This is a genomic window from Roseibacillus ishigakijimensis, from assembly GCF_016595415.1.
In the GTDB taxonomy this organism is placed as follows: domain Bacteria; phylum Verrucomicrobiota; class Verrucomicrobiia; order Verrucomicrobiales; family Akkermansiaceae; genus Roseibacillus; species Roseibacillus ishigakijimensis.
In genome coordinates, this window is the sequence record NZ_JAENIO010000041.1 from 1 (window position 1) to 25,075 (window position 25,075).

A 25,075-nucleotide genomic window follows, 5' to 3' on the forward strand; every position below is an offset into this window, starting at 1 on the left:
GGGGGGGGTGGAGGCCCGCAGCAGGTCGAGGCGCTCGGCCACCGAAAAGGTGTAGCTCTTGGAGGGATTGGTCCCGATGGCCACGATGAGCCGATCGAAGAGGGCCAGCCCCTGCTCAATCATCCAGAGATGGCCATTGGTGGGCGGGTCGAAGGAGCCAGCGTAGACTGCGGTTCTCATAGGGTCATATGCTCACGATTGCCGGAGGGAAAACAGCTTTTCTTTCGGTTGCATTCCCGGGAAAGAGGGCGAGGGTTTGCCATCATGCTTTGACTCATCAACCAAGCTTGCAAGACCCGGTCGGGTCGCTTCGTTGTCATCCTTATCGCCGCTCTCGCCCTGGCGGGCCTCATTCTCTGGAAGAATTCGGGCTAAAACCTCTTCCCTCAGGCAAACTGTTTGAGGAAGCGGGTGTCGTTCTCAATCAGGAGGCGGATGTCCTTGATGCCCCACTTGATCATCGCCAGGCGGTCCAGCCCCATGCCAAAGGCAAAGCCGGTGACCTTCGCGGGTGAGAAGGCTTCGTCGCCCCGGGATTGGCAGATGGCCTCAAAAACGGCCGGGTCGACGATGCCACAGCCCGCAACTTCGATCCACTTGGGCTCGCGGCCTTTGACGTGCAGCTTGATGTCGATCTCGAAGGAAGGCTCGGTGAAAGGGAAGAAGTGCGGGCGGAACTGGAGCTCGGTATCGGCGCCAAAGAGCTCTTGGAAGAAGTAGACCAGTGTGCCTTTGAGGTCGGCCAAAGAGACGTCCTCCGCCACGTAGAGGCCTTCCAATTGGTTGAAGACGGAGAGGTGGGTGGCGTCTATCTCGTCGCGGCGGTAAGCAGAGCCCGGGGCCATGATGCGCACGGGCGGGGTCTGGCTCTCCATGGTGCGCACTTGCACCGAGGAGGTGTGGGTGCGCAAGAGCTTGCCGGAGTCGAAGTAGAAAGTGTCTTTCTCGTTGCGCGCGGGGTGGTCACCGGGGGTGTTGAGGGCATCAAAGCAGTGGAATTCGTCCTCAATCTCGGGGCCTTCCGCGAGGGCGAAACCCATGCGGCGGAGGATCTGGATGGCGTCGTCCTTGATGCGGGTGAGGGGGTGGAGCCCTCCGGTGTGAATGCCCCGCGCGGGCAAGGTGAGGTCGATGCCAGCGATCGCCTCCCGGTCGGCGGCGTCCTGTAGAAGAGCCTGCTTTTCTTCCAGAGCGGCCGTGATGGCTCCCCGCACGGTGTTCAGGCCTTGACCAAAGGCGGGTTTTTCCTCCTTGGGCAGGGACTTCATCAAGGCTGAGGCTGCTGAGAGCCGTCCTTTTTTGCCCAAAAAGTCGATCTTGGCTTGTTCGAGGCTGGGGCCATCGGAGGCAGACTCGATGGCGGCGAGGGCGGCGGACTGGATTTCGGCGAGATCGGAATTCATCGGACGGGCCGAGGGATGGCGTAAGTCGCGAAAAGAATCAAGCGGCAAGGCGTCATTCTTCCCGTCGGTCGTTTCGTCCCCGTGGCCATCAGTGGCGTCGCGTTGGAATCAGGCTATGGGGTCGGGGCAAACTTCCCGCCGTCCGCACTGCAGGCAGGGCTCGCCGAGATAGAGTTCGTCAATCCAGGCCAGTAAGGGGTCGAGGTGGGCGGGTTCGTCCGTGAGGAAGCCAGCCTCAAAATTGCGGCGCGTGGGACTCTTGGCCCCTAGGCCGGCTCCGGTGAGGTTGGCGGAGCCCAGAAAGGCGAGTTTGCCATCAATGACGATGGCTTTGGTGTGGATGCGGGGGCAGAGAATGCGCTCGAAGCCTTCTTGCTCCAGTAGCGCGGGATAGCGGTCGAAGTCTTCGCGGAATCGCGGCCCGGGTTCTTTGGCATGAAAGAGGCGCACCGCCACCCCGGCTTCCACCAGGTCAGCGAGCAGGGAGAGAAAGGGCACGTAGTGCGGCCCCCGTTTGATGTGGAGATCCTTGAGGTCGGCGGTGACGATCCACAGGAAGCGCCGCGCGGTGGGGATGAGCTCCTCCACCACCCGATGGTAGATTTGTTCGTTGAGGAGGAGTTCGGTCACGGGCGGGGTCAGCCTTTGTAATATTCCAAGGTGCGCCCGGCGTAGGGCTTGGTCTTGGCAATGAGAGCATCCCGTTCCTCCGCCGCCATGCCCCGGAAGTTCTTCAGATAGCCAATGTTTTCCTTCACTTGGGCGGGCTGTTCACAGCCGGAAATGAGGGAGACAATGGGCAGGGAATAGGCGTAGTGGTGCATGTCTTTCACCGTCAGCCCGAGGTCTTCCGTCAGGGAGGGGAGATCGGGATTGTCCGCCTTCTGCCGATTCCAGAAGGGGTGGGTGCCGACCATGGTGCCGCAGCCCAGCGTCTTCATGGCAAAGATGGCGTAATCGTCTTTGATGAGCTCGGGCAGCACGTTCACGATAAAGGAATCGTAGTGCGGATCAACTAAATTCATAGGCATGAGGCAGGTGTCCAGTTTGACCTCGCGTTCGCGCAGTCGCTTGAGCATGTGCAGGTGGGCCTTGAAGGAGGTGTGCCCGGTGAAGCCCAGATAGCGGGTTTTTCCTTCCTCCCGGGCTTTGAGGAATTCGTCCAGCACGCCGTTCTTCAGGCGGTTGTCGACATCTTCCGGGGAGTGAATGGAATGGATCTGCCAGAGGTCCACGTGGTCGGTCTTCATTGCCCGCAGGGATTGTTCCAGCTGTTTGCGGACATCGGCTGCCGTCTTGCTGGTGGACTTGGTGGTCAGGAAAATGTGCTCTCGATATTTAGGGGTGAGGAATTTGCCGTAGAGTTCTTCCGATTCTCCATTGCCGTAGCTGCGGGCGTTGTCGAAGCTCCGCACGCCCACCTCGATGGCGGTCTCGATGATGCGCTGGGCCTCCGTGCCCGAGGCCGCCTTCTGGCAATGGGAGCCACCCAAGGTGAAGGCGGTAATGTGCTCCCCGGCTCTTCCCAGCTTGCGCGTGGGCAGCAGTGCTCCCAATGGATCGGAGCTGCTTTCCCCCCGGGCGAGGGAACCAGCGGCGGCGGAGGCGGCCAGCGTGCGCAAGAAAGAACGGCGATCGGTCATGATCGGAAACTAGCACAAGAGCGGGGGGAGGGGGAGCGCTTTTCTCGCGCCGGGATGGGCTAGCTTTTTCGCAAAATCGGATCCAATTCCTGTTCCAGAGCGAGGGCGGCCTCCTCGCTGAGAGGAGTTCCCTTCTCGGTCAGGATGTAGAAGGCATCCAGGGCCACTCCTTTCTCGGTGCAAATGCGTGCGTGAGTGATGGCAAACTGATGCTTCTCCAGGCAGAAAAGGATGTCGTGCAACAGGGCCAGGCGGTCCACGGCCTGCACCTCCAGAACCGTGTAAACGGGGTCGATGTCGTTGCGGACCAGAGCGCGGGTGGGGACGGAGAATTCCGTAATGGGCCCCTCCTCAAGATAGTTCTTGGGCTTTTCCAGATACTTGGAAGGATCGTATCCCCCGGGGCCGGAGATCTCGTAGAGAGTAGTGACGAAGGAGAGCTGGTGGATCTTGTCGGCAACGGCTTCGTCGTCCTCGGTGGTCACCCGAAAGAGGTCGAGCACCAGCCCGTCCTCGCGCGTGTAGACATCGGCGGATAGAATGCTGATGCGGTGGGCGGCGAGGGCACAGGCAATGCGCCGCAGCAGGCCGGGCTGGTTCTCCCCCACCACAATGAGCTCCGTATAGCCATCCTTGGGATGCTCCAGCCAGCGCACCGCGCACTCGAAGTGGGTGTCTGGGCGGCGTTCCCGCCGATCCCAATACTGGCCGATGGCCCGCAGATGGTGGCGGATGGAGCGGGCATTGCGAAAGCGGAAGTAGCGCTTCGGCATCTGCTCAAAGTGCCCCTCGATGAGGTGCGCGTAGCGCGCGGCGAGCCGCTTGGCCACCTTCTCCCGCATCTCCACCAGCTCCCGGCGGGCGGCGGCATCATACTCGGCCTCGCCCTGGATGAGGAAGGAACGCGTCGCCCGGTAGAGTTGTAGCATGAGGGTTTCCTTCCAGCTCGACCACGCTTCCTCATTGGTGCCATTGGCATCGGCAAAGGTGAAGAGCAAGAGCGTGTCCAGATTGTGCTTGGTCTTCATCTGGGCCGCAAAGTCGGCAATCACCTCCGGGTCGGAAAGGTCCTTGCGGGTGGCGGTGGTGAAGAGGGCCAGGTGCTGATCGACGAGAAAGATGATTAGCTTGCGTCGTTCGCCCTTGATGACCATCCGGCGGCAGACCCGGTCGGTGAGGATGGCCGACCCATCGATGTGCTCCTCCACCCCCATGGCCCGTCCGGAGTCGTGCATCAGTATCGCCAGATAGAGCGCGTAGGGGTCCTGATGATTGATGAAGATATCGCGGTAGAGGACGTGGGCGGGGTCGTCCGAGTCAATGAGCGCATCGAGCTGGTCCACGCAACGGAGGGTGTGCTCGTCGGCGGTGTAGCGGTGGAAGAACTCGTGTTGGACGAGAAATTCCATTTTGCCGAATTCAGGCAAAAACAGGCCCAGCACTCCCACTCGGTGCATCAGGCGCAGGGTCGTTCCCACCTTTCCCTTCTGCTGGAGAATGGTCCGGAAGGTGGCCCGGTTGGTCTTGGCCAGGCGGAAGGGATGATCGATGAGGTGCCGGTGGGCCTTGATGAGCTTGCGCAAATCCGGAGAGGGCGTCAGGTCGAATTTCTGACACAGCCGGAAGAGGGAGAGCAGATTGCTGGCGTCTTCCAGAAAGACCGTGGGAGACTTGGCAAAGAGCCGCCCTTCCTGCGCATAGAAATGATCGAAGGTGCGGTCGGGCTTGCTGGCGGAGGGTTTGCCGAAAATGTTCTTGGGATGAATCTTGGCCTCCAGCTCGGCAATCTCAAAAATAGTCTCGGTGTGCTGGCGGATGCGCCGGGCATGCCGGTAGTAATCCCGCATGAGTGCCTCGATTCGCTTGAGCTGGTTGCGGCTGGTGTAGCCCAGGAAGTCCGAGACCGGCCCTTGGCGGCGCAGGGTCAGCACATCGGCATTGGGCCCCTCGCGATAGTGCAGGTCGTTGCGCACCCGGATGAGAAATTCGAAGCCCTCGATCATCTCCTCACTCGCGTTCTGCGAGAGAATGCCCCGCTTCCGCAAATCGTCGAGGTCCCGCGTCTTGTAGAGGGCGTCGGAGATCCAGAGCAGATTGTGGTAGTCCCGCAGCGCACCGGGCGACTCCTTGACGTTGGGCTCCTGGAGAAAAACCGTATCCGAATAGTTCTGGTAGCGCTCGATGAGGTCCGCCCGCCGATCGGCGAGGAAGGCCGTAAGCCGCTTCTCGATGACTTCCTTGCGAAAGCGCTGACGGAAGGTCTGGAAAAGCGCACCATCCCCGGCAATGAAGCGGGAATCGAAGAGCGTGGTCCGGGTGTGGGAATCATTTTCTCCTTCACTGATGCACTCGCGCACCGAGCGACAAGCTTGCCCGACCTTGAAGCCCAGATCCCAAAGAGGGTAGAGCACGGCATCGATAAAGTCCTTCTCATTGCGATTCAGCTTGGGAGCGGCCTTGGGGAGGAGGAAGAGGATGTCCAGATCAGAGCCGGGATTGAGATAGCCGCGTCCATAGCCCCCATTGGCCACCAGAGCCACCTTGCTCTTGGGGTGCTTCTCATCCGCCATTGCGAAGAGCCGCTTCATCAACTGGTCAATCACAGCCACCCGGGCCGCCGCATTGGCCAAGCCGGATTGCCCTCCCTGATGCTCCTCCTCCAACATTTTCTCCGCGTCGGCGAGATAGGCTTTCAGGGTCTTCAGCCTTTCCAGCGGGGACGCCTGGTTGAGTTCGCTGGCGGAGGGCAGGGCGGGAGGCAGGGAAGTGGTAGTCACGAATCAGAATTGTTAGAAGGTCACAGCAAGCCAGACGCCAGCGAAGACGTCGTCGGCCACCCCCTCTTGCAAGCCCAGGGAGGTGCCCACGAAGGGAGTGATGGAAAGATAGGAATTGAGATTGTAGGTCAGGGAAAGACGGGTGTGCAGGTCATTGAGTCCGTCGCGCTCGTAGTAGCTGGAAACCGCGCTGATTCCCCCGTGGGCCGAGAGAAAGAGCTCGTCGCCAAAGGGATGGGACCAAGCCAGCGAGAAGGCATGATAGCTGCCCTCCGCGCCGAAGTCGTAATGACTCTCCCAAGCCAAGTCCCAATCCTCGGCAAAGAACCATTGCGCCTGCAGCCCGGCATCGAGCCCGTCCTCAAAGAGGCTCCCGGAGTAGGCCCGGTAGTCCAGAGAGGCCGACAGGCTGACCTCCTCCCAGTCGCGTCGCAGGCTCAGGCCAAAGGCGGACTCGGAAAAGTTGTCACTGGACTCCGCTAGATGCCACGCCGCCAGGCCGAGGGAGAATTGGTCACTGAGCGTCACCTCCGTTTCGAGTTGCCCCTCCAGCGTGACCTCGGCGAGCTCGAAGCCCCGGTAGAGGTAAGAACTGCGGAGGCCGGTGAGAGACTCTACCCCCAGAGGCAGATGTGGATTCCTGGCCGCGAGCAGAGGCGCGAGGCCGAGAGGCAGGAGCAAAAAAGCGCGGGCAAACACAGGCAAGAGCATGGGAAGAATCGGTCTTCGGGTCAATGGTTCCCTGTGTGTCATTCCCTCCCTCCCCAGGCTGGCCAGGGCCACAGCAGCCAATGGCAAGGGGGGCTGCCCAGCGCAGGCAAGCATCCCCTCCACCTGCTCGCCCAGAGAGCAGAAAAGAACTTCGGAGCGGGCAGTGAGGAGCAGGGGGGATGACGCCCTCGCGGGCCGGGTCCATCCGCAAGAGCCCGGGGAAGAGAAGGTAGCCACAAGAGCGAAAGAGTTCTCGCCTTCCTGTTGTCATGACAGCTGGTTTCGCTGCTGATTCAGGGGGAGAGGTCCGAAGTGATAGCGGGGAGGCGCAGGGGAAGGGGGGATTTCTTATTTTTTGGAAGACCCCATGGCTAGGGGGCGTTAGGGTGCGGCCATGAGGAAATCCGACAGTTCTTCCGCGCCGTCTTCGTCCCGGCGGTATTTCGGTCTTTTTGCGGGCTTGGCCTTGTTGCTTCTGGTGACGGGCGCGGTGTGGTATTTCGTGGTGGTGCGTCCGGCGGAGGCGGCAGCCCAGTCTACCCTGAGCCGGGTGGAGAATTTCTTGGGGGGGCTCTTGGGAGGGGGAGCGAAGGTGACTCGCTTGGATTCGTCTTCGCTGCTAGCTGTCAATGAAGTGGGGGAACTCGCGCTCATGGAATTCGACCTGAAGGTGAACAAGGAGATCGAGAGTGAAGCGGTGGTCTTGGGGCCGGTGACCAGTACCAAACGCCTCCGGATGGAAGGGCGCTTCAAGGTCAAGATAGGCTACGACATCGAGGAGGGAATCACGGTGGGCTACGATGAGGAGGGGCGGGCTGTGATTGCGGGAATCGGGGAGCCCCAGGTGTTGTCGGCAGAGATGATTTCGGTGAATACCATTGAGGACAAGAGTGGGATCTGGAACAAGGTCGACGAGCGGGATCGGGATGGCCTCGTCAACCAGCTGCGTCTGCAGGCCATCCGGGATGTGCAGGAAAGTGGGATGCTGGAGCAGCTCAATAGCCTGATGGCGCAGAATATGAAGGCCCTGCTCGGAGTTGATGATTTGGTGGTGGCGGACGAATTGCTTTCCCCTGTTGTTCCTTAGTTTGTGATGCAGCCCATTGATTTTATCGAGCTGTTGGCGGTGGTTTCCTCGGCTTGCTTTGGCATTTTGCTGGCGGCCCGCAGTGGGATGGATTTGACGGGAATCTTCGCGGTGGCCTTTGCGGCGGCCTTTGGAGGAGGCACTCTCCGCGATCTTTTCCTGGCCCGGCAGCCCCTCTTTTGGATGGAGTCGCCCCATTATCCGGTCATCGTTTTTTTCCTTTGTTTGCTATCGGTGATCTTGCCGCGGGTGGTGATTCGGCTGGAACCTCATCTGGTCGTGCCCGATTCCATTGGTGCGGGTTCCTTCACCATGGCGGGAGCGGCCATTGCCATCGATAGTGGGACCACCCTTTTTCTGTCCGCGCTCTTTGGGGTGATGACGGGGACCTTCGGTGCAGTCATTGCGGAGATCATTTGCAATCGTTTGCCTGCGACCTTTCGCCCGGGCAGCCCGCTCAATATCACCTGCTGCTTTGTGGGGGCGTGGATATTTCTCCTCGCTTACCAGTGGGGTATGCCGCGCCCGGGCGCGATGGTGGTGGGCTTTCTGGTGGTGACTGTTTTCCGCTTCTTGGCCGTGCGCAACTACTGGACCTTGGGGCCGCTCAACCGCTTTTCCCAAGAGTTCATTATTGAGAGCAACGATGAGGACCGCTGAGGGGCCTAATCTTTGGATGACTTGGGGTCGAGGGCGTCGCGGAGGCCGTCGCCCAGGAAGTTGAAGGCGAAAAGGGTCAGGGAAAAGATGATGGCCGGAATGGCCAGCACGACGGGGTAGGTTTCCAGGAAGTTGGCTCCTTCTTTAATGAGAATGCCCCAAGAGGAGTTGGGGGGCTCGATGCCGAGTCCGATGAAGGAGAGGGTGGCTTCGTAAAGAATGAAGCTTGGGATGGTGAGGGTCGCGTAGATGATGACCGGGCCGAGCATATTGGGCAAAATATGGCGGAAAAGAATGCGGCGGTGGGGAAGTCCGAGGGAGCGGGCGGCCTCGACAAATTCCTGGCGCCGGAGGGAGGCGGCGGCTGTGCGCACAATGCGGCCCATGGTCAACCAGCCAAAGGCGGCGATTGCGAGGATGAGAGGCACGAGATTGGCGAAGCGGAGCACGAGCTCGGGGCTGAGCCGCCAATTCACCACCAGCCATTCGGCAATGAGATCGGTGCGGGCCGAGATGAGTTCGCGGAAAAGAATGACGATGATGAGGAAGGGCATGGCGAGGAGCCCGTCCACAATACGCATCATGATGGCCTCGGTGCGGCCACCGACGTAGCCGGCGATGCCTCCGTAAATAATGCCGAGAGTGACCGTCAAAAGGGTGGAAAGAATGGCGACGAGAAGGGAAATCTGGCCGCCTTCCAGCACGCGCATGAGCATGCTGCGCCCGAGCTGGTCGGTACCGAGGAGGCTGCCGGCTGAACCGGGAGCTGCAAAGCGGTTGGCGAGGTTCTGCTCGTTGGCATCATGGCCGAAAGCGCCCAGAATGGGAGTGACGATGAAGCAGGCGGTAAGGATAAGGATGACCACGATGCCCCCGAGCATGGCCAGTTTGTTTTTCTTCAGTCGGATGAAGGCGTCGGACCAGAGGCTGCTGCCTTTTTCGACCACTGGCGGCACGGTGGGATTGGCGGAAAGAGAAGCTGACATGAGAGAGTGGGCGCGAGCGGTTTAAGCACTGCGAAGTTTGGGGTCCATGAAGATGAGGGCAAGGTCGGAGAGCAAATTGGCGATGCCCATCAGGATGCCGTAGAAAAGCACGAGTGCGAGAACGAGATTGTAATCCTTGGCGGTGATCCCGGTGACAAAGTGTTGGCCCATGCCGGGAACGAGGAAAATGTTTTCCACCACGAAGGAGCCCGTGATGATGGCTGCAAAGGCGGGGCCCAGAAAGGTCACCGCTGGCATGAGCGCCGGACGGAGGGCGTGCTTGAGGATGATTTGCAGGGCGGGCACTCCTTTGGCTCGGGCGGTGCGGATGTAATCCTGGGAAAGGACGTCGAGCATTCCCCCGCGGGTGAGGCGGGCGAGATAGGCGGCAATGCCGGTGGAGAGGGTGATGGCTGGTAGGATGATGTCGGACGGCCGCGACCATCCCGCCACATTGAGCCAGTCCAGCGGCTTGGCCAAATTGATTTGGAAGATGGGCCCCAGCACAAAGGCGACCACGCAGATGCCGGCCATGGCGAGAAACATGGCCAGATAGTCGAGCGATTTATTGTGATTGAGAGCGGCGATGATGCCCAGTGGGACGCCGGCGCAAATCCCCAAGAGGAGAGAAACCGTGCCGAGAAGAACGGAGACAGGAAATGATTGGGCGATCATCTCCGAGACCTTGCGGCCCTTCATGGAGAGGGAGTCGCCGAAGTCCCCGCGAGTGAGAATATTTCCCCAGTAGCGGAGGTATTGCACCGGGAGGGGCTTATCGAGGCCGTAGTATGCTTCCAAGGCGGCTTGTTCTTCCGGCGAGGTCGCTTTTTCGCTGGCGAAGGGATTGCCTGGAATGGCCCGCACGGCAAAGAAGGTGAAGGTCACGAGCAGAAAAACGACCACCACGGTCTGGGTCAGGCGAGAGAGAATGGTCTTGAGCATAGCCGGCAGGGAAGGGAGTCTGAAGGGGTCGGAGAAGGAAAATGATGTCCCGTCATCACGGAACTGCTGGTGTTTTCACCAAGGCTACGGGCAAAGTCAAGGCGGGCGGCCGCCATCAGGAAATTCTTCTACTTTCCACGCTGGGGCCGGGGGGCAATGATCGCCGCAGACCGGGCTCGCCCCGTGATTTGCCTCTAAAAAGACCGTGAGGCGCACAAAGGGAAATTCTCCTTTAGCGGCCTCATCGTGGGCAATCCATCGTCTGGGCTGATTCCCTCCGGAATAAGCTTAACGCTCAAAGGGGAGCGGGGGGAGGGGCGGCACGTCACCATCGAGATCGAAATTCTGCTCGATGCGCATAGGCTCTTTGTCTTCTCCGCCCTCCGGATCGGCGGGGACTGCCGGGTTGCCGACTCCATCATTTTTGCGGAAGGGGTTGTCGCTGGGGAAGCTCGATTCGATGTCTTCCGGTTTCTTGAATTGCTCTTCGGCGTAGGCTCCTTTGCGCCAGACGAAGGAGAAAGCTTTGGTCACTTTGCCGTCGGAGTCGTAGAACCAATACATGCGGCGGATGGGCACCTCCTTGCCGGTCTTGGGATCGATTTGGGGAACGCGCGCGTCATAGGTGTTCTCGGCCATCAGCTCGCCAGTCTCGCGGTGGTAGCCGTAACCGACTTTGTAAAGTAGGTTCTCTTTGCCGTCGAAGATTTTGCAGGACAGGGGATTGCCGCGTTTGTCCATGCGGTAAATGGTGGTGGTGAGAACCGCTTCTTTCCCGCCGCGGATGTTGGAATAGCGGCGCTTGACGAGAGTCTTTTCGTCATTGGAGCGACGATATTCGGTATTGGTGTTGTCGGGGTGGCGCATCACGCGCACATTGTGGCTCACTTCTTCCCAGACTTCTTCCGTCTCCGCGCCCCAGCAGCAACAGCTGGCCAACAATTGGAAGAGAGCGATGAGGGTGAGAAAAAGAAATGGTCTCGACATGGGGAGCACGCTAGAGACTCTTCCGCGTGAGGTCAAAACAGAAATACGGAGACCCTTGGCAGGCCGGGCGGCATCGCTTTGATTTCCGGAAGGGGGCGCTGGTGATGGGTATTCTCAACGTGACCCCGGATTCTTTTTCGGATGGGGGCAAGTGGAGTCGCCGCGACTCGGCGGTGGTCCGGGCGCGTGCCCTGGTGGCCGAGGGGGCCGATCTGATCGATGTGGGTGGGGAATCGACCCGACCGGGGTCGGATGCGGTCGCTTTGGAAGAAGAGTTGGAGCGGGTGGTGCCGGTGATTGAGGCCTTGGCCCGGGAGGAGGAGGTGCCCCTCTCTGTCGATACCTGCAAGCCTGAGGTGGCCCGGCAGGCCCTGGCTGCCGGAGCCAGTGTGGTGAATGATATTTCCGGTCTCCGGGACCCGGAAATGGTCCGGCTGTGTGCGCAGAGCGACTGTGGCGTCGTAGTCATGCACATGAAGGGGGTGCCCAAGACCATGCAGGCGGCTCCGTTTTATGAAGACGTGGTGGCCGAGGTGCGGGATTATTTTGTGGAGAGACTGCGCACGCTGGAGGCGGCTGGCATTGCCCGGGAGCGTCTCTGCTGGGACCCGGGGATCGGCTTTGGCAAGCGTTTGCAGGATAATTTGGCCCTGCTGCACGCGACGGGCGAATTTACGATCGGAGGCTGCCCGGTGATGATGGGGCTGTCGCGGAAGAGCTTTTTGGGGGAATTGTTGGGGGAAAAAGAGCTTTCGGCGCGCGATTGGGCGACTGTGGGTTTGACCGCTTGGACGCGCGAACGCGGTGCCCTCATTCACCGGGTGCATGAGGTGCGGCCCAATCGGGAGGCCCTGCGCTTCACAGAGGCACTCCTTGATTAGGCCGGGTGGGGGAGGGTGCTGCTAGTCCTGCGAGCGACCCAATTCGATGGAGCGATTGGTGGCGGCGCGCACGGCCTCAATGACCGCGCTTCGGAAGCCGTTTTTCTCCAGCACGGTGATGCCGGTGATGGTGGTGCCGCCCGGGGACGTCACCATATCCTTGAGCATGCCGGGGTGGAGCCCGCTTTCTTGCACCATGGCTGCCGCGCCCAAGAGGGATTGCGAAGCCAACTCCAGGGCCTTGTCGCGGGGCAGGCCGCTGGCGACGGCTCCATCGGCCAGGGCTTCGATCATGAGGTAGGCGAAGCCGGGGCCTGAGCCCGAGAGCCCGGTGACCGCGTCCATCAGTTTCTCCGGCACTTCCACCACTTTGCCCACCGAGCCGAAGAGCTTGGTCACAAAGTCGATGTCCGCTTGGGTGGCATTCGAGCCGGGGGAGAAGGCGGCCGCGCCCTTTCCGACTAGGGCGGGCGTGTTGGGCATGGCGCGGATCACCCGGGCATGGCTGAAAATAAAGTTCTCGATGGAGGAGATGGTGACCCCGGCGGCCACCGAAATGAGAAGGATGCGGTTGGGATCGGTGCCGAAGGTAGCAATTTCGCGCAGCACTTCTGGAACATCGGCGGGCTTGGTGCACAAGAGGATGGTGTCGCAGGTGGTCACCACCTCGCGCAGGGTCGAGGCTCCCGAGACCCCGTGGTCTTGAACCAGTTTGTCGACTGCGGCAGATTCGATATCATAAGCGACCACGTCTTCGGCATTGACCGCCTTTGCTTCCATTGCGCCAATAACGAGAGCGCGTCCCATTCGTCCACTTCCAATAAGTCCTAATTTCATATCTCTTGGAGGATGAATTCGGATGGGCCGGACTGTCGAGGGGTTTTGGGGGTCATTTGAAAATTTTTTTCTGTCGGGCCTCGTCAAGGGAATGAGCCCGCAAAAGACGATTTTTTTCGACATATTCGCAAAAAGGGTCATTTCCGGCTTGCCACTGGGTCAGACTCTGGTATTCACCTCCGCCCCTCGCACGGCAAAACGCGGTGCGTTAGCTTTTTTAGTCACCACGATATGGCACGTATTTTTGGCATTGAAATTCCCAATGAGAAGCGGATCGAAGCTTCTCTTCCGTATATTTACGGCATTGGGCGGAACACAGCTTCGAAGATTCTCGAGCAGGCGGGTGTGGATCCTGATTTGCGCACTGGGGAGCTTTCGGAGGAGCAGCTTGTGCGTATCGCGCAGGTGATTCAGACGGAAAGCATCGTCATTGAGGGTGATTTGCGTCGTGAGAAGCAAGCCGCACTCAAGCGTCTCTCTTCCATCAATTGTAATCGTGGACTCCGTCACCGTCGCGGCATGCCTGTTCGTGGTCAGCGGACCAAGACCAATGCCCGCACCCGCAAAGGGAAGAAGAGAACCGTTGGTGCCAAGAAGTAAGAACTTGATAAGAAATTAGGAGATGTCAGACGAAGATAACAAGCCCGCTGAAGAGGAGAAGGTAGACGCCCCCGTCGCTGCGGAAGAAAAGGCGCCCGAATCGGCCGAAAAAGAAGCGGCTCCTGCTGCTAGCAACGAAGAAGCTCCCAAAGAGGAAGTCAAGGCGGAGGGTTCCGCCGAGGAAGCTGAAAGCAAGCCTGCTCCCAAGAAGGATATCTTCGCTGAGATCATGGGCGAGGACCCGGCCGAAGCGCTGAAGGTCCACAAAGCCAAGAAGAACAAGAATATTTCCAAGGGGATCGTCCACGTAAAGGCGACCTTCAACAACACTGTGGTGACTGTGACCGACGAGGTGGGCAACACCATCGGCTGGTCCAGCGCGGGTAAAATGGGCTTCAAAGGCTCCCGGAAAAGCACCGCCTATGCCGCTCAGGTTGTTTCCCAGGACGCTTGCCGTCAGGCTATGTCCCACGGCTTGAAATCCGCCGAAGTGCGCGTGAAGGGCCCTGGTGCCGGTCGCGAATCTGCGGTTCGTGCCATCCAAACCCTCGGCATTGACGTGGGCACCATTGAGGACGTGACTCCCATTCCGCACAACGGTTGCCGTCCCAAGAAAGCCCGTCGCGTATAACCTCCAAACGAAGAAAATTTTAGAACATGGCTCGTTACACAGGACCTAGAGAAAGAATCAGCCGCCGTTTCGGAGTGGCACTTTTTGGCCCCTCCAAGGCGCTTGAGCGCCGCAACTACCCTCCCGGTCAGCACGGTGCCCGTGCCGGTCGCCGCAAAAAGTCCGACTACTCCATCGCTCTCGGTGAGAAGCAGAAGTTGAAGTATATGTATGGTCTGCTGGAGAAGCAGTTCCGTGCTTACTACGAAAAAGCGGCTGCCCAGCGTGGTATTACCGGTGACTTGATTCTTCAGCAGCTTGAGTCCCGCCTCGACAACGTCGTTTTCCGCCTTGGTTTCGGCAACAGCCGTCAGGCCGCCCGCCAGATGGTCAATCACGGCCACATTCTGGTCAATGGTCAGCGAGTGGACGTTCCCAGCTATCAGGTGCGCCCCGGTGACCAGATCAAGGTCGGCCCCAAGGCTGCTTCCCAGCAGTTGGCGATGCGTAGCCTCGACCTCACCCAGTCCATTCCGTTGAAAGACTGGTTGACCATCGACCGCGAGAAGCTGGAAGCCACTGTGGCCCGCCTTCCCGAGCCCGCCGACATCGACTCCATCGTCGAAGTGCAGCGCGTGGTGGAACTTTACTCCCGCTAAAGCTCGACCGCCTATTCCTTTTCAAAGAAACCGACTGGAGTTTGCCCGGTCGGTTTTTTGTGCCCTGGGACTGTCGGATGAGGACGAGAAAAAGCCCGTCTTTCCCTTTAAAGGGAAGAAGACGGGCTGGCGGGTTAAAGGTTTTTTTGGGGGGAGAAAAGAGGTCAGGACTGGCGGCGGCGGGAATTCGCCAGAAGCAGACCGAGAGCGACTAGACCCAGGGAGCTGGGCTCGGGGACTCCGTTGAGACGGAGGGTTTCCACTTGTGCGCTGCTCAAAAAGGAGTCGTAAATGAAGACCTCATCCATATCGCCGACGAAGTATTCCCCGAAACTGGGATTGCCTCCGAGCAAGGTCGTGGTCCCGCTATCGTTGGTGAAGCTGGTTGCCAAGGTGAAGACTTGATCTCCCACGTGGAGGCGCATGAGGTTGTTGCCTTGATCATAGGCGGCGGCCACGAAGGTCCACTCTCCGGGCGTGACGGCGACACCACTGTTGTGGACCCCGTGCGAGCTTCCTCCGTAGGCTCCGTAGGAAGTGGTGGTGGTTCCGCTTAGCCCCAGGCGATTGTCGATGACAAGGCTGCGATCGTAACCACCGTTATCGTGGGAGAGGATGGTTTGGATGGGAGTGCTGCTTGAGGGGCGCACCCAAGCTCCCCAGGTCAATTGCGGAAAATCGCCGGGAGCGAGGGAAACCGGCATCTGCAAGGAGGAGCCGGAAGAAAAAGTGGCTCCACTGCCGGAGGTGCCCTCCGCGAGCGAAGTGACCCCTGCGCTGACCACGGCCGCGCCGGGATGGGAACCTTCGCTCTCTCCCAAATTACCGGGATTCTCGAAGTCGAAATAATAAATCAAGGCGCCAGGAGCGGAGCTGATCAAAGCCAGAAAAGTGCTAACAGGAAGGAGGGTGCGGGTGAGAGGGGACATCTTGTGCGAGAATTTGGACTCCCGCTGCTATTGCTAAAAATAGCTACAAAGTCAACTTTAGATGTCTATTTGAATTCCTATAAATTCAAGGTTCGGAATTCTCCTCAATGCGAGGCAATGACCTCGATCAAAGTGAGATAGGTCGATCCTTCCTCGCTGCGGTAGTGGAACCGCGCGAGGGCCACCGGTTCGCCTTCTGCGTCGAGAAGGGATTGCTCCCAGTGCGGGCCATCGCGGCGGAGATGTTTCTTGTTGCGCGCTTCCGGGTCGAGCCGCAGGTGGGCGTGATGAGCAAAGAAATCGTCGAAGGCGAGGTCGAGGGATTCGCGCGTCCATTCGCGATCGTCGCCATCGCGGGCCTCGATGGCTTGGAGGGCATCGTCCATGCGATTGTCCGAGACCGCCTTGAGAAAAGTCCAGATGCACTGGTGGGCCGAGGGGGGGCGGGGCTTATCGCTGGGGGCGGGAAGTTCCTTTTTCTCGGCGGTCACCTGTGGGCCGTCCTTGAGGGCCTGCCATTCGTCCAGCAGGGAAGAGTCGGTCTGGCGGACGAGTTGCTCGAGATAGTCTTCAGCCTCCTGAAGGTCGTCGTTTTTGAAGGAGGGGGGCACGGTCTGGGAGAGAACCTTGTAGACCTCGGAGAGATGGCGGAGAAGGATGGCTTCGGATTTTTCTAGCTTGTAGGTCTTGATGTAGTCCTCGAAGCTGCTGTAGGTCTCGTAGATTTCCCGCACCACCGATTTGGGCCGGATGTTTTCCGCCGCCAGATAGGGATGGCCAGCCGCGTAATCATTGAAAGTCTGGTAGATGAAATCCGCGCCAGGCTTGGGGTATTCAATTTTCTCCAGCTCCTCCATGCGTTGGTCGAAGTTGAGTCCATCCTCCTTCATCTCGGCCATGGCTTCGTCCTTGGCTCGCCGGATCTGGGCTTTGAGCACTTGGTCGGGATTTTCCAGAATGGCCTCGACCATGGAAATGACATTGAGGGCATACTTCGGATCCTCAACGTCGAGCTTGGGCAGGGTGTCGAGGAGGTAGAGGCCGAGGGCCTGGTTGAGAGAGAAGTCCTGCTGCAGGTCGATATTGAGCCGCACCTTGGCCGGGCCCTGGCGTTCTTCCGGAGGGATGATCTCGAGAATTTTTCCCCGCACGAGATTGAAGAAGAGCTTGCGGGCGGTGATGCGGTGCTTCTTTTTGCGAGCCTCGCTTTCGTGGCTGCGGTCGATGAGCGCGCGGAGAGCGGCGCAGCCGTCTTCATCGCGCCGGGAGAGGACGTGGAGAATGAGGGAAAGGGTGACTTTGAAGGAGGATTGCAGAGGTTCGGGCTGGGAATTCTGCAACTTGAGGTAAGTGTTTTCGTCCCAGTGCACGTAGCCCCGTTCAGGCGGCGTCTTTTTGACGACCTTCTTTTTTTTCTTGGGATTTTCCGCTGCCTTGGCCTCCAGCTTGAGGTTCTCGATGATGTGTTCGGGCGCCTGCGCGATGACGTAGCCGATGTCGTCAAAGCCCCGTCGTCCCGCCCGGCCGGCGATTTGCTTGAAGTCGCGCACGGGGAGGATGCCGGTGCCCTTGCCGTCATATTTGCAGAGTTGGGTGAAGACCACGGTCCGGATGGGCACGTTCACACCCACGCCCAGGGTGTCGGTGCCGCAGATGACCTTGAGCAATCCCCGCTGGGTGAGCTTTTCCACCAGCAGGCGGTATTTGGGCAGCAATCCGGCGTGGTGGAGGCCGACGCCGTGGCGGAGGAAGCGGGCCATCTCCTTGCCATAGGGCGAGCGAAAGTCCCCGTCGATGAGCACTTCCGCGATTTCCTTCTTCTCCTCTTTACTACAGAAATTCTGGGAAAGCAGGTTTTGGGCGGTGCGGGCGGCGGCCAGCTGGGTGAAGTGGACCAGATAGATGGGCGCGCGGCGGGCTTCCACCAGTTCCGCGATTTTTTCCTCCAGAATGGTGGTGGAGTATTCGAATTCCAGGGGAACGGGCCGTTGCTCGGACTGAATGAGGGCGGTGGGAGCTCCAGTGAGGGTTTCCAGTTCTTCAATGAAAAACTCCGGATCGCCAATGGTGGCCGACATGAGGAGGAAGCGGCATTGGGGGAGGGAAAGGAGGGGAATCTGCCAGGCCCAGCCGCGCGAGTGGTCGGAGTAGTAGTGGAACTCGTCAATGATGACATCGTCCACCGGGGCGCGGGCCCCGTCGCGGAGAGCGAGATTGGCGAGGATCTCGGCGGTGCAGCAGATGATGGGGGCGTCGGGATTAACAGTGGCGTCACCAGTCACCAGACCGACGTTTTCGGGGCCGAAGTCCTTGCAGAGAGAAAGAAACTTCTCGTTGGCGAGGGCCTTGATGGGGACGGTGTAGTAGCTGGTCCGGCCCAGGCAGAGACCGCGGTAGTGGAGGGCGGCGGCGACGAGCGATTTTCCCGAGCCGGTGGGGGTGTTGAGGATGACATTCTTGCCCTCGAAGAGCTCCAGGATGGCGTTTTCCTGGTGGTCGTAGGGCTCGATGCCGGCCTCGATGAGATAGGCGAGAAAGTTCTCGAGCGCTTCTTCGGAGCTGAGGGGCGAGTCGGGTTTGGTGAGTGTGGGCACGGGAAAGGGTCGGGTTTGCTTAGAGTTCTTCCTCCTCGCCTTCCCATTCGCCATCATCGCCCGGGATGGGGGGCAGGAGGTCTTCGCGCAGCAGAAGCATCTCGATGGAGAGGTCGGGGAGGACATCGGTTTTGGTCCTCAGGAGAACGTTGGCCAGAGGCACCAAGCGGTCGAGTTCGGCAATGGTGGCGTGGACCATGGAGGCAATGATGTCGGCGTCGTATTTTTCCTTTTCGAAAATATTGGTGATGCGGAAGACGAGCAACTGGCGGTCGAAATCGTATTCGAAGCCGCCTAGGGTGAGCTGCTTGTTGGCCCGCATAACGAGTTCCAGAAAGGCCGCCAAGTGAGTGTCTTCCGGCCGGAGGGGCGTTTCCCCTACGATGGCGAGGGCATTGATGTTGGTGAAGCTCTGGGCCAGCAGGTGCACGCGGGTGTGGTGGGCCTCGAACTGGGTTTGGAGGACTTCGCGGCCTTCGATGACTTCGTGTTGCCAACCGTTTTGGCCGAAGGCCTCCACGACGGACTGGAACTGGATGGACGGAGCGGGCATGGGGGAGAAAGAAACCGGAGGCGACCGCTTCGCGCAAGGGTTATTCCGGCGCGGTCGTGTCGTCCGCGCTCGTGGTCTCTGCTCCGGACTCCTTCCCTTCTTCTCCAAAGCGCTCGGCCATCCGGCCCTCAATGGCCCGGGTGAGGAGAAGGCGCGATTCGGCCGTCAGGGGCCCGAGGGAGATGACGGCTCCGGCGGTCTTTTTCTCGTCAAAATGCAGGGTCAGGGTCTTGTCCTTGATCTCGGCACGATGAAATTCGGCCCAAGACCAGAGCCGGTAATTTTTGGTGGGGCGAATGAAGGGAAAGAACTCAATGCCCACCGGGCTGAGGATGAGGAAGGCGTGTTTGGCGCAGTGCCGGGAGAGCCAGAAGAAACCGCCCCCTACCGCCAGCAGAGGGAGGGTCCAGAGCCCATGCACGGGCGAGCGGTGGCCATAGAGGTGGGGCGCCACGAAGGTGAAGGCCACCGCCAGCGCGATCGCACCCAGGAGGGCAAAGGAGCGGGCCTGTCCGGTGCGGGTGAAGCGAATCTCTTTTTCCGGCTCGGCGACCATCTTACTCGGTTGTTTCTTCGGCGGGTTCTTCCAAGGTCAGGGCAAGGAATTCCTGGATGGTGTCGGCGGGGATGTGGGAGCGCATCAGGGTCTCGCCCACCAGAATGGCATTGGCCCCGTATTGGAGCACCTCGAAGGCGTCCTGAGGATTGCGAATGCCGGACTCCGAAACGAGGATGACGTTGTCGGGCGCTTCTTCCGCCAGGCGCTCGGTGGTTTTTAGATCGGTTTCGAAGGTCTTGAGATTGCGGTTGTTGATACCGAGAAGGTCGATACCATCGAGGTCGAGGGCGCGCTCCATCTCGGGGAGGTTGTGCACTTCCACCAGCACGTCCAGCTGCAGGGAGCGCGCGGTGTCGTAGAGCCGGACCAAGTCGTCTTGCTCCAGGGCCGCGACGATGAGGAGGATGGCGTCCGCCCCTGCGATGATGGCTTCGTGAATTTGCAACTCGTGGATCGTGAAATCCTTGCGCAGCAGGGGACAACTGGGCTTTTCGGAAATTTTACTCAAGTAGGAGAGTGAGCCCTGGAAATACTTTTCGTCGGTCAGGATGGACATGCAGGAGGCTCCGCCGTCGAGGTAGCGTTCGGCCTGCCGGATGGGATCGAAGTCGGGATCGATGATTCCGGCGGAAGGAGAGGCCTTTTTGACCTCCGCGATGACTCCCAGCTGATGGGGGCCCCGGTCGAGCGCGGTGCGGAATCCCCGGAAATCGTTTCGTTGCAGGGCAGCCGCTTTCAGGATGTCAGCTTTGGGGAGGAGAGCCTCCACTTCGGTTCGTTTGTGGGCGATGATTTCGGCGAGTTTGTCCATGATGGGGCGTGGAGAGGGTTCTGGGACAAAGTGAGCGTCAGGTCGAGCGACTTTTTGTCATGAAAAGAGTAATTTTCTCTTGCGGCCCGGAGGCGGTTTTGTATGCTGCGCGCCCCCGAGGGGAAAAGCGGGTGTAGCTCAGTGGTAGAGCGCAACCTTGCCAAGGTTGATGTCGTGAGTTCGAATCTCATCACCCGCTCCACTTTTCCCCTCATTCTGACAGGTAACCCGAACGCACCCCTTCCTGTCTGAGAGCGAGAAGGGGCTTTTTTTTGCCGATAAGCCCGGCGTGCGGGGGGCGGGGGTTGTGCGCCAGATAATTGCCGCTCTGTTTGCCGCTCTCCTGTTTCTTGCCATTTGGCCGCATTTGGGCGCAGGAATGAAAAAACCCGCCGGACCACTGGCCAGACGGGTTTTTGAAGAAAAGAAGGACGGATTTTCCTTAGACCAGCATCAGTGCCGGGCTTTCGATGAGCTTTTTCACCTCGGCGAGGAAGCGGGCTCCCACTGCTCCGTCAACCACGCGGTGGTCGCAGGAGAGACCGAGGTTGAGGCGGAGGCCGGGCTTGATTTCGTCACCCACCACCACGGGTTTTTTGACGATGTTGCCTACCGAGAGAATGGCTGCTTGCGGGGGATTGACGATGGCATCGAAGGAGTCAATTCCGTAAGAACCGAGGTTGGAGATGGTGATGGTGCCGCCATCGAATTCATCGGGACGCAATTTCTTGTCCCGTGAGCGCGCAGCCAGGTCTTTGATTTCGCGGGAAATTTGCAAGAGGCTCTTGCTTTCCGCCTTTTTGACCACCGGGGTGACGAGGCCGTCCTCTACGGCAACCGCTACGGCGATGCCCACCGAGGAGTATTGGATGATGTGATCACCGGCAAAGGAGGCGTTCACTTCCGGCACGGCCATCGAGGCATTGATAAGCGCCTTCACGATGAAGTCGTTGATGGTGTATTTATTACCGGTTGTCTCTGCAGATTGCTCGTTGATTTGCTTGCGCAGGGCCATGAGGGGAGCGGCGTCCACTTCCACATGAAGGTAGAAGTGGGGGATGGTCTGCTTGGAGGTGAGGAGGCGGTCGGCAATGATGCGACGCAGCGAGCTCAACTCAATGCGTTGATCTTCGCCAGAGGCGACGGGATTGATCGCTTGCGGTGTGGGCGCGGGAGTGGCTGCCGGGCTGGCGGACTGGGTAGGGGCCGCGGAACCTCCTCCGCTGGCGGCGGCTTCCACGTCCTTCTTGATGATGCGGCCACCGGGGCCGGAGCCTTTGAGTCCACTCAAATCCACTCCTTCGCTTTCCGCGATTTTGCGCGCCAGCGGGGAGACCCGCAGGCGTTCCCCATCGGCGTTTGTCGGCGCGGCCGGGGTTTGGGAGCTGCTTGCCGGAGCAGGGGCTTCTTCCTTCTTCTCCTCAGCGGGAGCTTCTTCTTCTTTCTTCTCGGCACTGGCTTCTTCGCTGGAGCCGCTGTCGGACGAGCTCTCGCCATCTCCGCCCAGAATGCCAATGACCGCTCCCACGGCGGCTTTTTCGCCTTCTTGCACGAGAATTTTCGTCAGGACTCCTTCGTCGAAGACTTCCATGGCCATGGTGGCTTTATCGGTTTCGATTTCTGCGATTTCGTCGCCGATTTCGACCGATTCTCCTTCTTTTTTGAGCCAGCGCAGGATGGTGCCCTCCGTCATGGTGTCGGAGAGTTTGGGCATTTCGAGTTCAGAAGCCATTTTGTTTGTGGGATATTGTGGTTAAAAAGCGATTTGGTGAACGAGAAGTAGCACCGACCTGCCCGAGAGTCCAGAATCCTCGGGTGAGAATCCAGACTAGAATTTGCGAAATTCTGCCAGCGCAGCCGCGATGGCGGCGAGATGGGCTGCGATGCGGGTTTCCAAGGTGACGGCATGGGTGGGGGTTTCGAAGGTCAGGGAGAGCGGGCAACCACGCTCGCCGAGGTGAAGGGCCTCGGGAAAGCCTCCTGCCTCGCGGGCGAATTCTTCTTTATCCGGCATTTCCTCCAGAAAGAACCAGCCCGGGCCCGAGCTTTCCCGTTCGTCGATGATGGGGCCGGGCTCGAGGGGGAGGAGCGTCTTGATTTCGGTGAAGACGGCATCGCGCACACTGGGATTTCCCGCCAGCTGGATTTCGTAGAAATAGAAGCCGGTGGCGTCGTAGTCCTCGTGGAGACTGATGAAGAGGTCGGGCACCGGTTGGCGGCTGAGCCATTCCCGTTGCGCTGCCACTTCCGCTGATTGGCCGTGGAGGTAGTCACGGTTCAGGTCGAGGCCATCGCGGTTTTCCCGGCTGCCCCGGGCCAAGCCGCTGGGATTCATCAGGGGTGTGAGGAGCCAGTGAAGGTCGGCGGCGGGTCCATTCTCAAGAAATTCCAAGGCGGCCAGGGGGCTGGCGGGCTCGTCGCCATGAATCCCCGCCGAGAGATGGACCACCGGTCCGGGGGCCAGCCGGGTGAAGGCAGGGAGGTCGGGCAGGAGCGCCTCGAATTCGAAGTCTTGTCGGGCGGCCGCGCTGCGAAAGCGGGCGAGGAGGTCCTGGGGATCGAGTGGCATGAGCGGGCGGGAGAGTAGTTCTCTTCTCCGCCTTGGGCAAGGTCGTCGCACCTCTTTCAAGAAGAGGGCTGTCGCTGCCGATGTTTGCAGCGGAGAAGGAAGCGGGCCAGCAGAATGGGAGTCATCTCAGTTCGAGGCTGCTGCTTTTCTCCGTTTGGCCCACGCGATGAGTGGTTCCAGCAATTTTCCCACCACCCGCAGTTGTTTGCCGCGCAGGCCGAACTTGTTTCGACTGTCTTGATTGGCTCCTTTTTCCACCAGGAGGGCGGCAAGGTCGTGTCGTCCGAACATGCTGGCAAAGTGATAGGGAGTCTGGCCTCCGCCCTGATCGGCATCGACTTCGGCTCCGTGAGCGAGGAGAGCCGCCGCGATCTCGCGGTAGCCCTTGAAGGCGACTCCTCCCAAGGGGGTTTGCCCGCGGTCGTTCCGGCGGTCAACCTCCGCGCCACGGTCCAGCAGGGCCCGGGTGGTTTCCAAGTGGCCATTGTAGGCCGCCAGCATGAGGAGAGAGTTGCCCTTTTCGTCTGCGAGATTGAGGGGCAAGCCGACCGCCAGCATGGAGATCAGTTCGTCCGTTTGCCCGGTGCGGGCCAAGTCGAGGGCATGTTGCTGCAATTCTGCGTAACGCGCTTCTTCAGCGGGAGAGATTGATTCAGTCATCGGTATCTGAGGGATGGGTGGGGAAAAAAGGGCCCCGTGTCGCGGTGGGGCTTCACGGGGCCCGGGGAAAGAAGGGGACTCAGGCCCCCATTTGGTCGGCATCGTCGGCTCCGGGTTCGGTGCCGGTCATCTGGTTCTGGCCGGCCAGAGCGGCGCGCACCCCGGCTCCATAGGCAGGGTCGGCCCGGTCGAAGTGGACCAGCTGGCGGTCGATGATTTCCTGGGGCACTCCGGCCATCGCTTCTGCGATATTTTGGAAGAGGCGCTCTTGCTCGCCGGCACTCATCAGGCGGAAGAGGTTGCCCGGTTGCGTGTAGTCGTCATTGCCCTCGCGGTGGTCGTAGCGGTCGGCATCGCCGGAAATCTGCAAGGGGGGCTCTGCGAAACGGCTGTCCTCGACCGGTCCTCCCATGGTGTTGGGCTCGTAGTAAGCATCGGAACCGTGGGGAGGCAGGAAGTTCATCTGGCCGTCGGCATGGTAGGTATTGACGGGCGACTTCGGGCGATTGACCGGGAGGGCTTCATACCAAGTGCCCACCCGGTAGCGATGGGCGTCGGCATAGGAAAAGATGCGGGCCTGCAGCATTTTGTCGGGCGAGAAGCTGATGCCGGGCACGATGTTGGAGGGACTGAAGGCGCTTTGCTCGATTTCCTGAAAGTAGTTCTCGGGATTGCGATTGAGCTCCAGCACACCCACGTCAATGAGCGGGTAGTCGCCATGGGGCCAGACTTTGGTGACGTCGAAGGGGTTGTAAGGCACCTTCTCGGCGTCTTTTTCAGGCATGACCTGGATTTTGAAATCCCAGAGCGGGTAGTTTCCCTTCTCAATGTTTTCGTAAAGGTCGCGCTGGGAGGACTCGCGGTCCTTGGCGATGATGGCCTCTCCTTCGCTGTTGGTGAGGCATTCGATGCCTTGGCGGGTCTTGAAGTGGAACTTGACCCAAAAGCGCTCGCCCTTGGCATTGATGAAGGAGTAGGTGTGCGAACCATAACCATTGGTGTGGCGGTAGCTTTTCGGCAGCCCTCGGTCCGACATCAGGATGGTGACCTGGTGCAGGGATTCCGGGCTCAAGCTCCAGAAGTCCCACATCGCGGTAGCCGAGCGCATGTGGGTGCGCGGGTGGCGCTTCTGGGTGTGGATGAAGTCCGGAAACTTCATCGGATCGCGCACAAAAAAGACCGGAGTGTTGTTGCCGACCATGTCCCAGTTGCCCTCGTTGGTGTAGAACTTCAGGGCCCAGCCCCGCACATCGCGCTCGGCATCGGCCGCGCCGCGTTCGCCGGCCACAGTGGAGAAGCGCAGGAGGCAGTCCGTCTCTTTTCCGATTTCGCTGAAAATGTCGGCCTTGCTGTATTGGGTGATGTCGTGGGTGATGGTCAGCTTGCCAAAGGCACCCGAGCCCTTGGCGTGGACAGTGCGCTCGGGAATGCGCTCGCGGTTCTGATGGGCCAGCTTTTCAATCAACTGGTAATCCTGCATCAAGAGCGGGCCGCGAGGTCCTGCGGTCATGGAATTCTGGTTGTCGGCAATGGGATTGCCGCCGGTGGTCGTCATTTGCTTGTCTGCCATAATTGCTTGATAGGGTCACCGGGCAGACTAGCGAAAAAAGCCCTTCA

Annotated in this window: 25 protein-coding genes and 1 tRNA gene; 7 read left to right on the forward strand and 19 right to left on the reverse strand. The window is 59.8% G+C overall.

Annotated elements, in window-relative coordinates; genetic code table 11:
* The 6 genes from JIN78_RS13595 to JIN78_RS13620 all read right to left on the reverse strand — a co-directional run.
* Nucleotides 1–180, reverse strand: a 180-nt coding sequence (locus tag JIN78_RS13595) for an adenylyltransferase/cytidyltransferase family protein (RefSeq protein ID WP_200392530.1), incomplete at its 3' end; no start/stop codon positions are given.
* A 206-nt stretch (nt 181–386) separates the two neighbouring features.
* Nucleotides 387–1,403 (reverse strand): phenylalanine--tRNA ligase subunit alpha, encoded by a 1,017-nt coding sequence (pheS, locus tag JIN78_RS13600; RefSeq protein ID WP_200392531.1) that lies wholly within the window; start codon nt 1,401–1,403, stop codon nt 387–389.
* 108 nt (nt 1,404–1,511) lie between these two features.
* The gene (locus JIN78_RS13605) at nt 1,512–2,033 is read right to left on the reverse strand and encodes a phospholipase D-like domain-containing protein (RefSeq protein WP_200392532.1); all 522 of its coding nucleotides are present in this window, start codon (nt 2,031–2,033) and stop codon (nt 1,512–1,514) included.
* A gap of 8 nt (nt 2,034–2,041) precedes the next feature.
* Entirely contained in the window at nt 2,042–3,046 is a 1,005-nt protein-coding gene (locus JIN78_RS13610) for an aldo/keto reductase (RefSeq protein ID WP_200392533.1), read from the reverse strand.
* Nucleotides 3,047–3,105: 59 nt separating this feature from the next.
* On the reverse strand, nt 3,106–5,823 hold the full coding sequence (gene glnD / locus JIN78_RS13615; RefSeq protein ID WP_200392534.1) for a [protein-PII] uridylyltransferase: 2,718 nt from the start codon (nt 5,821–5,823) through the stop codon (nt 3,106–3,108).
* 12 nt (nt 5,824–5,835) lie between these two features.
* Nucleotides 5,836–6,534 (reverse strand): hypothetical protein, encoded by a 699-nt coding sequence (locus JIN78_RS13620; RefSeq protein ID WP_200392535.1) that lies wholly within the window; start codon nt 6,532–6,534, stop codon nt 5,836–5,838.
* Between the two features lie 394 nt (nt 6,535–6,928).
* Here JIN78_RS13620 and JIN78_RS13625 point away from each other — a divergent pair, with 394 nt between their 5' ends.
* The gene (locus JIN78_RS13625; protein ID WP_200392536.1) at nt 6,929–7,621 is read left to right on the forward strand and encodes a DUF4230 domain-containing protein; all 693 of its coding nucleotides are present in this window, start codon (nt 6,929–6,931) and stop codon (nt 7,619–7,621) included.
* Between the two features lie 6 nt (nt 7,622–7,627).
* On the forward strand, nt 7,628–8,281 hold the full coding sequence (locus tag JIN78_RS13630; protein ID WP_200392537.1) for a trimeric intracellular cation channel family protein: 654 nt from the start codon (nt 7,628–7,630) through the stop codon (nt 8,279–8,281).
* A gap of 5 nt (nt 8,282–8,286) precedes the next feature.
* Here JIN78_RS13630 and JIN78_RS13635 read toward each other — a convergent pair whose 3' ends face one another.
* From JIN78_RS13635 to JIN78_RS13645, 3 genes are all read right to left on the reverse strand, one after another.
* Nucleotides 8,287–9,267, reverse strand: a complete 981-nt coding sequence (locus tag JIN78_RS13635; protein ID WP_234037990.1) for an ABC transporter permease — start codon at nt 9,265–9,267, stop codon at nt 8,287–8,289.
* Nucleotides 9,268–9,288: 21 nt separating this feature from the next.
* Nucleotides 9,289–10,209 carry an ABC transporter permease gene (locus JIN78_RS13640; RefSeq protein WP_200392538.1) on the reverse strand — a complete coding sequence of 307 codons (921 nt, stop codon included), beginning with the start codon at nt 10,207–10,209 and terminating at the stop codon, nt 9,289–9,291.
* A 288-nt stretch (nt 10,210–10,497) separates the two neighbouring features.
* Nucleotides 10,498–11,196 (reverse strand): hypothetical protein, encoded by a 699-nt coding sequence (locus tag JIN78_RS13645; RefSeq protein ID WP_200392539.1) that lies wholly within the window; start codon nt 11,194–11,196, stop codon nt 10,498–10,500.
* Nucleotides 11,197–11,222: 26 nt separating this feature from the next.
* On the opposite strand from JIN78_RS13645, the gene folP reads away from it, so the two are divergent.
* The gene (gene folP / locus JIN78_RS13650; protein WP_307833005.1) at nt 11,223–12,077 is read left to right on the forward strand and encodes a dihydropteroate synthase; all 855 of its coding nucleotides are present in this window, start codon (nt 11,223–11,225) and stop codon (nt 12,075–12,077) included.
* Between the two features lie 21 nt (nt 12,078–12,098).
* Here folP and proC read toward each other — a convergent pair whose 3' ends face one another.
* The gene (gene proC / locus JIN78_RS13655; protein ID WP_200392540.1) at nt 12,099–12,914 is read right to left on the reverse strand and encodes a pyrroline-5-carboxylate reductase; all 816 of its coding nucleotides are present in this window, start codon (nt 12,912–12,914) and stop codon (nt 12,099–12,101) included.
* A 231-nt stretch (nt 12,915–13,145) separates the two neighbouring features.
* Here proC and rpsM point away from each other — a divergent pair, with 231 nt between their 5' ends.
* Genes rpsM through rpsD form a run of 3 tightly spaced genes read left to right on the forward strand, consistent with a single transcriptional unit; the run spans nt 13,146 to nt 14,783 of the window.
* Entirely contained in the window at nt 13,146–13,514 is a 369-nt protein-coding gene (gene rpsM, locus JIN78_RS13660) for a 30S ribosomal protein S13 (protein WP_200392541.1), read from the forward strand.
* Nucleotides 13,515–13,536: 22 nt separating this feature from the next.
* Complete coding sequence (gene rpsK / locus JIN78_RS13665) at nt 13,537–14,145, forward strand: 30S ribosomal protein S11 (protein WP_200392542.1); 609 nt, start codon at nt 13,537–13,539, stop codon at nt 14,143–14,145.
* A gap of 26 nt (nt 14,146–14,171) precedes the next feature.
* On the forward strand, nt 14,172–14,783 hold the full coding sequence (rpsD, locus tag JIN78_RS13670; RefSeq protein ID WP_200392543.1) for a 30S ribosomal protein S4: 612 nt from the start codon (nt 14,172–14,174) through the stop codon (nt 14,781–14,783).
* Between the two features lie 164 nt (nt 14,784–14,947).
* Here rpsD and JIN78_RS13675 read toward each other — a convergent pair whose 3' ends face one another.
* The 5 genes from JIN78_RS13675 to trpC all read right to left on the reverse strand — a co-directional run bounded on the left by JIN78_RS13675 (nt 14,948) and on the right by trpC (nt 20,229).
* On the reverse strand, nt 14,948–15,712 hold the full coding sequence (locus tag JIN78_RS13675; RefSeq protein ID WP_200392544.1) for a LamG domain-containing protein: 765 nt from the start codon (nt 15,710–15,712) through the stop codon (nt 14,948–14,950).
* 104 nt (nt 15,713–15,816) lie between these two features.
* Nucleotides 15,817–18,306, reverse strand: coding sequence for a DEAD/DEAH box helicase (locus tag JIN78_RS13680; protein ID WP_307833006.1), 2,490 nt, complete (start codon nt 18,304–18,306; stop codon nt 15,817–15,819).
* Nucleotides 18,307–18,325: 19 nt separating this feature from the next.
* Nucleotides 18,326–18,859 (reverse strand): YbjN domain-containing protein, encoded by a 534-nt coding sequence (locus tag JIN78_RS13685; RefSeq protein ID WP_200392545.1) that lies wholly within the window; start codon nt 18,857–18,859, stop codon nt 18,326–18,328.
* A 40-nt stretch (nt 18,860–18,899) separates the two neighbouring features.
* Nucleotides 18,900–19,415 carry a hypothetical protein gene (locus tag JIN78_RS13690; RefSeq protein ID WP_200392546.1) on the reverse strand — a complete coding sequence of 172 codons (516 nt, stop codon included), beginning with the start codon at nt 19,413–19,415 and terminating at the stop codon, nt 18,900–18,902.
* Between the two features lies 1 nt (nt 19,416).
* On the reverse strand, nt 19,417–20,229 hold the full coding sequence (gene trpC / locus JIN78_RS13695; RefSeq protein ID WP_200392547.1) for an indole-3-glycerol phosphate synthase TrpC: 813 nt from the start codon (nt 20,227–20,229) through the stop codon (nt 19,417–19,419).
* 127 nt (nt 20,230–20,356) lie between these two features.
* Here trpC and JIN78_RS13700 point away from each other — a divergent pair.
* Nucleotides 20,357–20,431, forward strand: a tRNA-Gly gene (locus tag JIN78_RS13700).
* Between the two features lie 240 nt (nt 20,432–20,671).
* Here JIN78_RS13700 and JIN78_RS13705 read toward each other — a convergent pair.
* The 4 genes from JIN78_RS13705 to JIN78_RS13720 all read right to left on the reverse strand — a co-directional run bounded on the left by JIN78_RS13705 (nt 20,672) and on the right by JIN78_RS13720 (nt 25,028).
* Entirely contained in the window at nt 20,672–21,961 is a 1,290-nt protein-coding gene (locus JIN78_RS13705; RefSeq protein WP_200392548.1) for a pyruvate dehydrogenase complex dihydrolipoamide acetyltransferase, read from the reverse strand.
* Nucleotides 21,962–22,057: 96 nt separating this feature from the next.
* Nucleotides 22,058–22,798, reverse strand: a complete 741-nt coding sequence (locus JIN78_RS13710) for a M14 family metallopeptidase (RefSeq protein WP_200392549.1) — start codon at nt 22,796–22,798, stop codon at nt 22,058–22,060.
* 126 nt (nt 22,799–22,924) lie between these two features.
* The gene (locus tag JIN78_RS13715; protein ID WP_200392550.1) at nt 22,925–23,458 is read right to left on the reverse strand and encodes an ankyrin repeat domain-containing protein; all 534 of its coding nucleotides are present in this window, start codon (nt 23,456–23,458) and stop codon (nt 22,925–22,927) included.
* A gap of 79 nt (nt 23,459–23,537) precedes the next feature.
* Nucleotides 23,538–25,028 carry a catalase gene (locus JIN78_RS13720; RefSeq protein ID WP_200392551.1) on the reverse strand — a complete coding sequence of 497 codons (1,491 nt, stop codon included), beginning with the start codon at nt 25,026–25,028 and terminating at the stop codon, nt 23,538–23,540.
* Nucleotides 25,029–25,075 lie beyond the last annotated feature (47 nt).